This window comes from Bacillus sp. FSL K6-0994 (assembly GCF_038630815.1).
In the GTDB taxonomy this organism is placed as follows: domain Bacteria; phylum Bacillota; class Bacilli; order Bacillales; family Bacillaceae; genus Bacillus; species Bacillus safensis.
Genome location: NZ_CP152043.1, coordinates 431772 through 444423, shown reverse-complemented (window position 1 = coordinate 444423; position 12652 = coordinate 431772). Strand labels below are relative to the sequence as shown.

Genomic DNA, 12652 nt, shown 5'->3' with positions numbered 1-12652 from the left:
AACAGCCAGCTGCCCTTCACAGACAGCTGGCTTACCACCGCTTTTTATCTATAGCTAGAATCGATGACATGAGTCCAGGAAAAGCGGTCTCGATGTCTTCTTTTCTTAAAGAATAGTAACGGTGCTTCCCGTCAATTCTCACTTTCACGACGCCTGCCTCCCTCAGCACTTTGAAGTGATGGGAAAGCGTGGATTTGGCAATATTCATCTCATACGTGCCGCATGTCCTCTCCCCCGCCTCTGCTAAGCAGCGGACAATTTCTAACCGGATTGGATCAGCCAATGCGTGCAGCACAGAAATCAGTCTCATATCTTCTTTGTTTGGATGGTTTGGATTCGTCATACAATAAATGTATCGTATTTTGTGCCAACATACAATCTCATTCACCTGAAGCTGACTAGTCAAGTAACGATATGGCTTCACAAACGTCCATTATTCATGAGACTGTCTGAAGGGAAGGAACCCATTTTGAAACATAATATATGGATTAGTTTATTGATGATGATTCTCGCGATCTTCCTCTGCGCCTGCCAGTCCGTCCAATATTCTCAGTCAAAACCACCTAGTGCGGAAGAGTTATTAGCTATGGATCAGCAGGCAGATTTATTTCAATGGGAAGGAACGGTCTATGAAACAAATGTAGATTGGACGACATCCTTACACGTCACAAAACATCAGCAAGTAGGTGTCATTCAGAAAACAGCCGCCAAAAATTTTGAACATGGTACAGCTTCTAGGCTGCAAAAAGGGACCGCTATTTACTCTGTGAAAGAGAGAGAAGACATTTTGGTCATCGAACTTCACGGCAAAACAAAAATATATGTCGCACATGCGGAAGGATAAAATACCTGTCATGCAGACGGGTATTTTTTTAAGTTCATTTTCTTGTCTTAGGGCATTGGTTTTGTTATCATAGCAAAAGTGACCACTCGGTTTCCATTGTGACCCTATGGTTTTGCCGATTCGGAAAGGACTTATGAAGATGAACGAAAAGCAAGAAGAGATTTTGCGGGTTTCAAAGAAATTATTTTCTCAAAAAGGCTATATGAGTGTCTCCATGCAGTCAATTGCCGATGCCTGTAAAATATCAAAAGCGTCTATTTATAAACTGTTTGATTCAAAGGAAGCTCTTCTACTAGAACTGATTAAATACAATCAGCGCAAAATGAGAGAGATTTCCCGCATCATTCATTCAGAAACGACGCTGTCCAAAAAGGAAAAATTCACAAAGAAGATCAAGCTTGAGCTTGAAGAGTTTAAAGAGAATCATAAATTTTTGAACATGCTGTCCTTTGAAGCTTTTTCTCAGCATTCGCCTATTGTCATTAAACACTTACGGGAGACACGCTCCATTATCATGCAGCGGCACAGAGACATTATTTTGAGCACATATGGTGAATCCGTCGCTCCTTATGTCTGGGATCTCGTGATTGTTCTCAATGGATTAATGAGAGAATTCATCTTAATGCTGGCGATTGAGCACAAGAACATCAAATTAGAAAATGCTGCCGAGATGATTATCGGTGTGATGGACCGTGTATCGAAAAAACCTTGCTCAATTGAGCCTGTGTTAACAGATCAGCTGATGGAATCTTATTTGTTTTCATCACAGGACGGATATGATGAAGAAAAACTTGTCATCTCGTACTTAACGAAGATCAAACAAGAGCTTCACGCACTGTCAAACGGAGAAGAAAAAGACGATCTCCTCTCTGCGTATGAGCTGCTCAATCAAGAATTATCAAAGGATGAACCGAGAACCTTTTTAGTCAGCTCACTGCTCGATTATTTAGGCAAAAACAGCGTTTTATCACAAAACGTGTCACAGCTGAAAAGCATCATTTTATAGATAAAGAAGGGATAACATGAACCAATCAACTACATCGTATAATCGATCTGTGATTGTTGGGATTTTCCTCGTTGGGGCATTCGTTGCGATTTTAAACCAAACGCTTCTCATTCCAGCGATCCCGCATATCATGGAAGATTTCAATATTGAGGTCAGCAAAGGACAGTGGCTTACAACAGCCTTTATGCTGACAAACGGGATTCTCATCCCTATTACGGCTTTCCTCATTGAGAAATTTTCAAGCCGTTCTTTAGTTTTAACGGCACTTAGCATCTTTACAGCCGGTACAATTCTTGCTTCATTTGCAACAAATTTCCCGGTGTTACTTGCTGCGCGTATCGTGCAGGCAGCCGGTGCAGGGATTTTAATGCCGCTGATGCAAACGATCTTTTTAACCATTTTCCCGAAAGAAAAACGCGGGCAGGCAATGGGCATGGTCGGACTTGTCATTTCGTTCGCACCTGCACTTGGGCCAACACTTGGCGGCTGGATTGTTGACTCCTTCAGCTGGAAGTTCTTGTTCTATATTGTTCTGCCAATCGGTATCATTGATCTCATTCTTGCTTTCTTCTTAATGAAAAATGTGACGCAGCAAAGAGAGACACGTATTGATGTCTTATCTGTCATCTTGTCGTCCTTCGGTTTCGGCGGGCTGCTTTACGGATTTTCTAGTGTCGGCACATATGGATGGACGAGTGCAACTGTTCTCATTTCGCTGATTGTCGGCGCTGTGAGCTTGTTCTTCTTTATCTTGCGCCAGTCGAACTTAACAAGACCGATGCTTGAGTTTGGTGTATTTAAATTTGCGATCTTTAGCTTAACAACCTTCCTTGGGATGCTTGTCTTTGCTTTATTGATTGGTACAGAGACGATTCTGCCGCTTTATACGCAGAATGTCAGAGGGCTGTCTGCACTTGATACAGGGCTTATCTTACTGCCAGGTGCTCTCTTCATGGGACTCCTGTCACCGATTATCGGACGGATTTTTGATAAAGTCGGCGGAAAAGGGCTGGCATTAGGCGGTTTTACGATACTCACCGTTACCACCCTGCCGTTTATGCTGCTCACCCTTGATTCATCAATCGCCCTCATTACGGTCGCCTACACACTTCGCTTAATTGGGGTTGGGATGATCATGATGCCGCTGACAACCGCAGGTATTAACTCTTTACCGCCTCATTTGATCCCTCATGGGACAGCGATGAATAACACGATGAGACAAATAGGCGGTTCCATTGGAACGGCTGTGCTTGTTTCCATCATGAGCACCTCTGCTGCAAATGCAGAATTGGCCAATCCATTAAAATCGGCCGTTCATGGAATGAATACGTCATTCTTCATTTCTGGTCTGATTGCGGTCATTGGACTCGTCCTCTCTTTTTTCTTAAAGGAAAAAAAACGTGAGAATAAAGTGATGAAGCAGGAGCTATCTTCCTCCTCGTCTTCTTCATAAGAAAAAGAGCTCGGCATATGGCCGGCTCTTTTTTCATATACTCATACAATATCGTCCTCTCTGAAAACACATTTGTATTTCTAGTAAAGAAAAACCTTGATAATTTAAGGAAAAGAGTTGATAATAGGAACTATTCAATTTGTGAGAAAATTTTTACTATAGGAGATGTATGCATTGAAGGTCGTTAAATTTGGTGGCAGTTCACTTGCATCTGGCAAGCAGCTGCAAAAGGTATTTGACATTGTAACAGCAGATCCAGCTCGAAAAGCAGTCGTTGTTTCCGCACCAGGAAAACGGCATTCAACGGATACGAAGGTCACCGATCTATTAATTAGCTGCGGCGAACAATATTTACGTTTAGGCGAAGCACATGATTTAAAGGAAGCAGTCATCGAGAGGTATGCCTCAATAGCGGATGAACTCGGATTAGGTCAAGACATTATCGATACCATCAGGCAAGATCTAGACACATTATTACAGGCTGATTCATCCCGCCCTGAGTGCTATCTTGATGCCATTAAAGCAAGCGGTGAAGACAATAACGCTAAGCTCATTGCCGCCTATTTCCGCCACCAGGGTGTTGAAGCTCATTATGTGAATCCAAAGGAAGCTGGTTTGTTTGTGAGCGATGAGCCTGGCCAAGCGCAAGTTCTGCCGGAGTCTTATGATCATTTGTACAAATTAAGAGAGCGCTCTGGCATTATTATATTCCCTGGCTTTTTTGGCTTTAGTCTCGCGGGAGACATCGTCACCTTTTCGCGAAGTGGCTCCGATATTACCGGCTCCATTTTGGCGAACGGTTTGAAGGCAGATGTATATGAAAACTTTACAGATGTCGATGCTGTCTATGCCGTCAATCCAACGATTGTTCATGAACCGAAAGAGATTACAGAGCTGACATACCGGGAAATGCGCGAGCTGTCCTATGCTGGTTTTTCTGTGTTCCATGATGAAGCACTTATTCCTGCCTTCCGTGCAGGTATTCCAGTTCAGATTAAAAACACCAACAACCCGTCGGCAAAAGGGACAAAAATCGTAAATCAGCGGGACCATACAAATGGACCTGTTGTTGGAATCGCCTCAGACAATGGATTTTGCAGCATTTACATTAGTAAATATTTGATGAACAGAGAAGTCGGTTTTGGACGTAAGGTGCTGCAAACATTAGAGGAATACGGGCTTACGTATGAGCACGTACCTTCTGGCATTGATGATATGACCATTATTTTACGGCAGGATCAGCTGGAGGAGCAGCATATTGAAGAGGAGCTGCTAGACCGCTTGAAGCTCGTGCTTGATGCAGATGAGGTCGTTTTAGAGCGAAATCTCTCGCTGATTATGGTTGTAGGAGAAGCGATGCGTCATAATGTTGGCACAACAGCAAGAGCGGCAAAGGCGCTGTCAAAAGCGAAGGTCAATATTGAAATGATCAATCAAGGCTCTTCAGAGGTCAGCATGATGTTTGGCGTCAAAGCGGCGCAAGAAAAAGAAGCTGTCCAAGCCTTGTATGAGGAATTTTTCTCCATGTCTACTGTCCCTGTCTCTCTTTAATCAGCAGACTGCCAGATCTTTGGATCGGCAGTCTTTTTCATCTCGACGATCAGAGTGTTTTTGCGCATTAAAGTGTATCTATTTCTTGTTTGATTTTGTATGATAGAGACACATCAATTATACGTTCCGGCCTATGTTCGGAGCTACAAGGAGTCCTAAAACAATGCCTCGTCAACAACTATTAAAACAGTTTCGCAATTTTCATGATGCTTCTACTAGTATTTTAAACATGATGAGTCAATTCATTGATGTGAATACACTGTTTATTGCTAAAAATGATCAAAACACCAATCAGATTGTAAAGGTGCTAAATCATGACGAGCAGCTTCTTGAAGAAGGAGAAGAACTTCCTTATGAAAAAACATTTTGCAAGCTGGCGGTCGATCATCAGGATACACTTGTGATCCCTGACATTTCGAGGGATGACCGTTCTAAATACTTAGAGGTCACGAAACATCTTCAAAACGGCTCGTTTATTGGGGTTCCCATTGATTTTACAGATGGGACGAACTACGGGACGATTTGCGGACTTGATTTGAGACCGAAGCAGTTCACAGAAGAGCATGTGTATATGTTTGAAACGATGGCTTCTTTATTAAGCTACGTTCTCGAACTAGACCGTGCTAACCGGCAGATTAAGCAATTGTCTGTACCGATCGTACCTGTTGTTGATGGTGTCGCCGTGCTTCCTCTGCTTGGTGATATCGAAGAGACACGTGCTCAGCATATTTTGGAAACCATTTTACAGGAAAGCTACAGGCTGTCGCTCTCTCATTTGGTCATTGATGTATCGGGAACAAAAAGCCTGAATGAACAAAGCATTCAATATTTGGTCAGCTATGCACAAACACTGAGACTTTTAGGAATTTCGGCAGTTTTAACGGGCATTAAGCAAGACCTTGCTTTAAGTGCGATTCAATCCAATATATCGTTTAAAGACATCACCATCCGGAAAGACTTACCACAGGCACTTGCTCATATTGGATTGACGTTTACCAAGAATGAATAAGTTGTGATTTTGTGACTCCATAAAGAAAGGCTCATCTCAATGGATGAGCCTCATTCGTGATCATACCAAAAGCTGCAAAAAGGAAGAATCGTTCCCCTCTTCTACTGCCTGCCGCATAAGCTGGGCATGAGAATCGTCTGTCACACTGTTTAATTTTTCCATGATATCATCTGTCGATAGCGCGTGTCCGGGTGCTCCCTGCGGAACATCAACACGTTTGCTGATGGTGGTGCCGTCAGTTAAGGTGAGCTTCACAATCGTAAAGCGTCCTTTTGGAACAGCATCGGGATGGGGTACTGTCGTTTGATCATATCCTCTGCTTACCCGCTTCATCCATGTCCGCATGTTTGATGGAATGTTTTTTTTCGTAAAGGCATCCAGCGTAAGCGTCTGTCCAAACACTGCAAGTGCGATGACATATTCGACACTGAATCGTCCTTCTTCCCCGGTTAAAGGTGTCCGCTCAATAAGCGCTGCATCTCCGCCTGGCGGGAATATGACATCGACCTGTTTTACCTGCTCCGGCAAGAAAGACCGCTCTTTCATTAAGGATTGGATCGCATCTGCTGCATGGTGGGCTGCTGAGCAGAATGGATATACTTTGAACCACAGCCCCGGCGAAACGATACGCCATGTAGAACCATAGCCCTCTAGCAAACGGCTTTTCGCAAGTTCCAGATCTCCATAGAGTGAAAAGAAACCAAGCGCGCCATCAAGAACCGAGTCATTCCCGCCAAAACCTGAACAAGCTAAATCCATAGACCAAACGGCTGTTTTAGCAGCTAAGCCGGCTTGTAATGGTTTCATATCAGAGCCAAATTGCTTTCGCATTCCGGCTGATTGCGCTCCGGCAAAGCCGATTGCTTTCGTCAGTTCTTCCTTGGAGACTTGTTTCAAATAGCCCATCGCACACACTGCCGCAATGGCTCCGAGTGTTCCTGTATTATGCCAGCCCCGCTCATAATGCGCCTTACCGATCGATTCGCCAAGTCTTGCCATCACTTCAACACCTGTGATGTAGGCAGCTAAAAACCGCTCGCCATACCCTTTGCCGTCTGTCAGCTGTGATAGCAGCGCTGGAATGATGACTGCGCTCGGATGTCCTCTCACATCTGAGTGCACATCATCATAATCCAGGGCATGGATGAGGTAGCCATTCAGCATTGCTGCAGATTGGCGGCTCACCTTCTTTCCTTGTCCAATGACAGGAATCTGAGCGGCTCCGCCTTCCTGTTCAACAAGCTGCATCAGCTGCTGAATCCCTTCATCCTCTTTCGCAGCAAGCGCTGATGCTGCCGCGTCTAACAGGCCATTTCCAGCCATTTGAATGGCCCGCTCATCCTGCAGCGGATCAGCAGAAAGCACTGCTTCTGCCAGATGTTTTGTTAATTCCATGATCGAGACTCCAATGCCCGAACGGCAAGCTCAGCAAAGAAGGCAGCGGAAACTGGAAGTGCGTCTTCATTTAATGTAAACGCAGGGTGATGCCACTCCTTCGTACCACTAGTCCCCATCCATACAAAAAAGCCTGGAATGCGTTCTTGATAAAGGGCAAAATCTTCTCCGCCCGGTGACTGCTCTGCCTGCACGACATGTAAGTCAAGTGAGCCAGCCGTTTCTTCTACTACCTTTTTTAGACGCTCATCATTCATGACAGATGGCAAATAAGGATGCCATCTTACTTCAGCCTCTGCTCCAAATCCTTCTGCAATTCCACTGACGATTTGTTTCATAAGCTCTGGAATCATCGCTCTTACTTCAGGCTCAAACGTCCGAACGGTTCCTTCCATCTCAACACGGTCGGGTATGACATTCCATGATGTACCGCCTTGGATACGTGTGATACTGACAACCGCATGATGCAAGGAGCTGATGCGGCGGCTGACGATTTGCTGAAGGGCGCTTGTGATCTGCCCGCTGATGGCAATGGGGTCTACCGTGTGATTTGGAATACCGGCGTGGCCACCCGTTCCTTTAATATCGATTTCAAACCGGTCCACACTCGCCATCAATGCTTTTTCTCTAATGCCAATCGTGCCAACTGGCAGGTCAGGCTTGTTGTGCATACCGAAAATCGCATCGACTCCATCTAAAACGCCTGCCTCTATGACGTGTTTCGCCCCTTGAGCAACTTCCTCAGCCGGCTGGAACAAAATACGCACCGTTCCTTTGATCTCGTGTTTCCGCTCTTTTAATAAAAGAGCCGCGCCAAAAATAGAAGCTGTATGGAAATCATGACCGCATGCATGCATTTTACCCGGTACCTTTGAAGAAAATGGTTCGCCAGATGCCTCTTCAATCGGAAGTGCATCAATATCGGCTCTCAAAGCAATTGTCGGCCCCTCTTGTTCTCCTTTGATTTCACAGACAACGCCTGTTTGAAGGGCTGGGATATCAAGTACAGTAATCCCTTCCTCTTCTAACCAGCGGCGCAGTTTCTTTGTCGTTTCATATTCTTCAAACGCCAGCTCTGGATGCTCATGAAGCGCTCGGCGAATGTTGATCAAACGTTTGTTTAAAGCTTCATTTCCTATTGATTTCACTAGACACTCACCCCTCTAAAGAATAAAAAGCAGCTTATGCTTCTTCAGCCGCTGCTTCTTTTTGGATAAATCGTTTCGTTCGTTCATTCTTTGTTTCATCAAATAGCTCAGTTGGCGTCCCCTGCTCAATAATATGACCATCTGCCATGAAAATCACATGGTCTGCCACTTCTCTTGCAAACGCCATTTCATGTGTGACGATGATCATTGTTGTTTCTTGAATGGCAATGGATTTAATGACTTGAAGCACACCTGAGACAAGCTCTGGATCAAGCGCTGACGTTGGTTCATCCAGCAAAATCGCATGTGGATCAACCGCTAACGCGCGGGCAATCCCAATCCGCTGCTGCTGCCCTCCAGATAATGTGACTGGATAGCTGTCAGCCTTTTGCTCTAACCCTACCTGCTTCAGCAGTTTCATACCGATTTCATTCGCCTGCTGCTTTGTCATTTTTTTCGTCACAAGCAACGATTCTGTAATGTTTTGCAGTGCTGTCTTGTTTTTAAATAAATTATAGTTTTGAAACACCATGGCCGTTTGTTGACGCAGGTGATGGGCTTCTTTACGTGAAAATTTGGACGCATCGAGCTTCGCATCGCCAATTTCAATCGTGCCTTCATCTGGTATTTCTAATAAATTTAAGCAGCGCAGCAAGGTGGATTTACCGGAGCCAGAAGGTCCGATAATGGCCACAACCTGCCCTTTTTGCACGTCGAGATTGATTCCGTCTAAGACGACAAGGTCGCCGAATGATTTCTTCAAATTGGTGAGCTTGATCATGTCCACACCTCCTTAATTCCGGTAAGGTTTGCTGATTTTTCGTTCAAACAGGTCCTGCAGGAAGCTATAAATGATCGTCATCACCCAATACACGATCCCTACGGCTAAATAGGTTTCAAAGTATTTATAGTTCGCCGATGCAATCATCTTCCCTTGTGCAAACATTTCTGCCACACCAATCGTAAAGGCAAGAGATGTTTCTTTTAAAAGACCGATAAAGGTATTCCCCGTCGCTGGAATTGCATTTCTAATGGCCTGCGGGAAAATAATTCTAACGTAAGACTGCCATCTTGTCATACCGACAGATAAGCATGCCTCAAGCTGCCCTTCATCCACTGAGTTCAGAGCCGCTCTGAAAATTTCTGCTAAGTATGCTGAGTTCTTAATACTTAATCCGATAATGACCGCTGTTAAAGCATCCATTGAGGTCATCGCAGGGAATAGCTGCGGGAGACCAAAATAAATGAGAAAGAGCTGAACCAAGGTTGGAACCGCTCTGAAGAAAGAAATATACAGCTTGGCAAATTGGTATAAAACAGGTATCCGGTTTTTCGTAATGAGAGCGAATACCACACCAATGATAATGGCAAATACCATGGAGACAATCGCCATGAAGATCGTTATCGGCAAGTATTGAAGCAATGTCGGAAACACCGTCACCATATACTGCCAATCAATTTTGTTCATGTCTGCTCTTCACCGCCGCTGTCGTTATTTTTTAATTGGCACTGTGACATCGTCTTTGAAATATTTCTCAGACAATTTCTTAAGTGTCCCGTCTTCTCTTAATTCTTTGATGGCTTTGTTAAATTCTTCTCTTAGTTTGTCATGCTTTTTATCTTTCGCAAATGGGTAGCCTACTTCTTCATATACAATTGGGTTGCCTACGATTTTCAGCGGCAGACCTGTTTTTTCAATTTGAGCAAGTAATACACTGCGTCCGTTGACATAAGCATCTACGCGGCCATTTGCCACTTCATTTAATACGCCGTCTTGCGTTTCATATGTTTTAATCTTAATTTTCTTGTCCGGGTCTTTGCTCTCTAAGTTTTTAGCATGGTTAGAGCCAAGAACCGCCGCCACTGTTTTTCCTTTTAAATCGTCAAGACCTTTGATGTCGTTGTTGTCTTTTTTCACGATGATTTGTGTTCCTGCGTAAGCGTACGTATCTGTAAAGTTAAATGTTTGTTTACGCTCGTCTGTGATGGCAACTTGGTTTGACACTGTATCGAGCTTACCAGACGTCAGCTGTCCCATCAGTCCGCTGAATTCACTCAGCTGCCAGTCTAGTTTGTAGCCAAGCTTTTTCGCAATGGCTTCTGTTACTTCAACATCGAATCCGACAAGCTTGCCATTGTCTTTATAAGCAAACGGATAGCTTTGTCCTGTAGCGCCTACTTTTAACACTTTTTCGTCTTTGCCTTCACTCTGATTGCCGCCGCCGCAAGCTGCTAAAACTGCCAGCATTGCTGCAAATAGAACGACTAGCCACTTTTTGTTTTTCATGTTTGTATACCCTTCTTCCTCTTATGGTTGTGTGATATCTGATCTTAATTGTTTTTTGAAATAAACCGTGATATGACCTTTGCCTAAATCTTTTTCTCCTGCTCTGACATAGCCTTTACGCTCATACATCTCTATCAGCCATGGATGCTTATCAGCTGTACCGAGCGACACGTACGGCACCTTCAGTGTATCCCTTAGCACTTCGGTTTCCACCCATTCCAGCAAGGCTGAGCCTGTGCCTTTTTTGGCGGCTGGTTCTGAGGCAAACCACCAGATATGAGGGACGCCGAACGGTCCTGGCTGCTCTCCCCAAGGCATACGGAGTGATAAGGTGGATAGAAGCTCTCCGTTTTCTTCCATTACATAGCAAAGATTCTTTTGTACATTTTTCTGAACGAGAGCGAAATCAGCATGTGCTGCTTGGAACTGGATGCCTAGCTCACGAATTGGCTCGTATGCTCTTGTTGTCAGTTCAAGCAGCGCCTCTATATCTGCCTCTGTTGCCAGACGAAACGTGTATCCCAACGTTAGTCACCTCACCCTTATGTCGTGTAGCGATTTTTTGGCTCTGTTAATCCAAGATTTTCTCGTAAGGTTTGTCCTGTGTAATCGGTTTTGAATAAGCCTCGCTCCTGAAGGATTGGGACGACGCGGTCTACGAACACATCCAGCCCTTCTGGCAAGAGCGGCGGCATGACATTAAAGCCGTCTGCTGCTTCTTCACGAAGCCATGTTTCCATCACATCTGCCAGCTGCTGCGGCGTTCCAATGAAAATATTATGACCGCGTGAGCCGGCAACCGATTGATAAAGCTGGCGAATGGTCAGGTTATCCTTTCTCGCCATATTCATCACGAGATCAAAACGGCTTTTCACCGCATTTGACGTGCTCGGATCAATCTCTGGAAGCGGTCCGTCTAAAGGATACTGAGACAGATCAATCCCGCCTAAGTAATTTTGCAGAATGCTCAGTCCAATCTCAGGAACAATCAGCTCCTGTAATTCTTCATATTTCGCTTGGGCTTCTTCCTCTGTATCAGCAATGATCGGAAAGATACCCGGCATGATGCTGACGTCCTCTCTAGCACGGCCAGCAGCCTCTACTTTCCCCTTCAAGCTTTGATAAAATTCCTTCGCTTTATCGAGATCGTTTTGTGCAGTGAAAATGAGCTCTGCTGTTTTTGCTGCAAGCTTTTGGCCATCTTCAGAAGATCCTGCTTGAATGATCACGGGCTGCCCTTGCGGCGTACGTGATACGTTGAGAGGACCTCTTACTGAGAAGAACTCACCTTTGTGCTGGAGCTCATGAAGCTTACTAGATTCGAAGAATTCTCCCGTTTCCTTGTTTCTGACAAGGGCGTCTTCCTCCCAAGAATCCCAGAGACCTTTGACGACCTCGACGAACTCTTCTGCCCGCTCATATCGTTTATGGTGTGCTAAATGCTCTTCTCCGCTAAAATTTTTCGCTGTTTCTTCAATAGAAGATGTGACCACATTCCATGCCGCTCTTCCGCCTGATAAATGATCAAGGGAGGCAAACTGCCTTGCAATATGGAAAGGCTCACTGTATGTAGTGGAAGCTGTTGCTGCTAAACCAATGGTTGAAGTAGACTCAGCAATAGATGAAAGCAGCGTGAGCGGTTCAAATCTTGTTAATACGTTCGGATGAGAGGTTTGATTAATGGATAAACTGTCGGCTAAAAAGAGCAAATCCAGCTTTCCTTCCTCTGCCTTTTTCGCTAATTGTTTAAAATAATCTAGATTCATGGCTGCGTCTGGTACTGCATTCGGATGTCTCCAAGAGGCAACGTGATGTCCAGTTCCTGCGATGAATACGCCTAGCTTGAGCTTCCTTTTCGGCTGTGACACTTGTTCTTCATCCTTTCTATATCCTAAATGTATCAAACCGAAGTCCTTAGATACATTTTTCTGATTGAATTAATCGGTTTTATTAATAAAA

13 protein-coding genes are annotated in these 12652 nt (G+C 44.5%); 5 read left to right on the top strand and 8 right to left on the bottom strand.

The features are described 5' to 3' along the window. Positions 1-31: 31 nt before the first annotated feature. Complete coding sequence (locus MHB69_RS02155) at positions 32-343, bottom strand: metalloregulator ArsR/SmtB family transcription factor (RefSeq protein WP_034283858.1); 312 nt, start codon at positions 341-343, stop codon at positions 32-34. A 126-nt stretch (positions 344-469) separates the two neighbouring features. Here MHB69_RS02155 and MHB69_RS02150 point away from each other — a divergent pair, with 126 nt between their 5' ends. The 5 genes from MHB69_RS02150 to MHB69_RS02130 all read left to right on the top strand — a co-directional run bounded on the left by MHB69_RS02150 (position 470) and on the right by MHB69_RS02130 (position 5863). After that, on the top strand, positions 470-844 hold the full coding sequence (locus MHB69_RS02150; RefSeq protein ID WP_326136053.1) for a hypothetical protein: 375 nt from the start codon (positions 470-472) through the stop codon (positions 842-844). 139 nt (positions 845-983) lie between these two features. Beyond that, a complete protein-coding gene (locus MHB69_RS02145) occupies positions 984-1850 on the top strand; it encodes a TetR/AcrR family transcriptional regulator (RefSeq protein WP_251027254.1) in 867 nt (288 codons plus the stop codon). 16 nt (positions 1851-1866) lie between these two features. Then, entirely contained in the window at positions 1867-3303 is a 1437-nt protein-coding gene (locus MHB69_RS02140) for an MDR family MFS transporter (protein ID WP_046313897.1), read from the top strand. Between the two features lie 174 nt (positions 3304-3477). Then, positions 3478-4854 (top strand): aspartate kinase, encoded by a 1377-nt coding sequence (locus MHB69_RS02135; RefSeq protein ID WP_034283784.1) that lies wholly within the window; start codon positions 3478-3480, stop codon positions 4852-4854. Between the two features lie 163 nt (positions 4855-5017). Further along, positions 5018-5863, top strand: coding sequence for a GAF domain-containing protein (locus MHB69_RS02130; protein WP_214755608.1), 846 nt, complete (start codon positions 5018-5020; stop codon positions 5861-5863). A gap of 60 nt (positions 5864-5923) precedes the next feature. Here MHB69_RS02130 and MHB69_RS02125 read toward each other — a convergent pair whose 3' ends face one another. Genes MHB69_RS02125 through MHB69_RS02095 form a run of 7 tightly spaced genes read right to left on the bottom strand, consistent with a single transcriptional unit; the run spans position 5924 to position 12561 of the window. Further along, a complete protein-coding gene (locus tag MHB69_RS02125) occupies positions 5924-7258 on the bottom strand; it encodes an MmgE/PrpD family protein (RefSeq protein WP_342495955.1) in 1335 nt (444 codons plus the stop codon). Then, complete coding sequence (locus MHB69_RS02120; protein ID WP_342495954.1) at positions 7249-8406, bottom strand: amidohydrolase; 1158 nt, start codon at positions 8404-8406, stop codon at positions 7249-7251. Before MHB69_RS02120 ends, MHB69_RS02125 begins: the two co-directional genes overlap by 10 nt. Positions 8407-8440: 34 nt before the next feature. Next, a complete protein-coding gene (locus MHB69_RS02115; RefSeq protein WP_342495953.1) occupies positions 8441-9187 on the bottom strand; it encodes an amino acid ABC transporter ATP-binding protein in 747 nt (248 codons plus the stop codon). A gap of 12 nt (positions 9188-9199) precedes the next feature. Continuing rightward, positions 9200-9874, bottom strand: a complete 675-nt coding sequence (locus tag MHB69_RS02110) for an amino acid ABC transporter permease (protein ID WP_024427305.1) — start codon at positions 9872-9874, stop codon at positions 9200-9202. Between the two features lie 24 nt (positions 9875-9898). Beyond that, on the bottom strand, positions 9899-10693 hold the full coding sequence (locus tag MHB69_RS02105; protein ID WP_061110643.1) for an amino acid ABC transporter substrate-binding protein: 795 nt from the start codon (positions 10691-10693) through the stop codon (positions 9899-9901). A 21-nt stretch (positions 10694-10714) separates the two neighbouring features. Then, positions 10715-11218 (bottom strand): GNAT family N-acetyltransferase, encoded by a 504-nt coding sequence (locus MHB69_RS02100; RefSeq protein ID WP_024427303.1) that lies wholly within the window; start codon positions 11216-11218, stop codon positions 10715-10717. Between the two features lie 17 nt (positions 11219-11235). Next, positions 11236-12561 (bottom strand): LLM class flavin-dependent oxidoreductase, encoded by a 1326-nt coding sequence (locus MHB69_RS02095; RefSeq protein WP_034283773.1) that lies wholly within the window; start codon positions 12559-12561, stop codon positions 11236-11238. Positions 12562-12652: the final 91 nt, after the last annotated feature.

Excerpts from the sequence above, each read along its gene's own strand:
- MHB69_RS02155 (WP_034283858.1), bottom strand. The coding sequence starts at position 343 with ATGACGAATCCAAACCATCCAAACAAAGAAGATATGAGACTGATTTCT.
- MHB69_RS02145 (WP_251027254.1), top strand. The coding sequence starts at position 984 with ATGAACGAAAAGCAAGAAGAGATTTTGCGGGTTTCAAAGAAATTATTT.
- MHB69_RS02140 (WP_046313897.1), top strand. The coding sequence starts at position 1,867 with ATGAACCAATCAACTACATCGTATAATCGATCTGTGATTGTTGGGATT.
- MHB69_RS02130 (WP_214755608.1), top strand. The coding sequence starts at position 5,018 with ATGCCTCGTCAACAACTATTAAAACAGTTTCGCAATTTTCATGATGCT.
- MHB69_RS02125 (WP_342495955.1), bottom strand. The coding sequence starts at position 7,258 with ATGGAATTAACAAAACATCTGGCAGAAGCAGTGCTTTCTGCTGATCCG.
- MHB69_RS02115 (WP_342495953.1), bottom strand. The coding sequence starts at position 9,187 with ATGATCAAGCTCACCAATTTGAAGAAATCATTCGGCGACCTTGTCGTC.
- MHB69_RS02110 (WP_024427305.1), bottom strand. The coding sequence starts at position 9,874 with ATGAACAAAATTGATTGGCAGTATATGGTGACGGTGTTTCCGACATTG.
- MHB69_RS02105 (WP_061110643.1), bottom strand. The coding sequence starts at position 10,693 with ATGAAAAACAAAAAGTGGCTAGTCGTTCTATTTGCAGCAATGCTGGCA.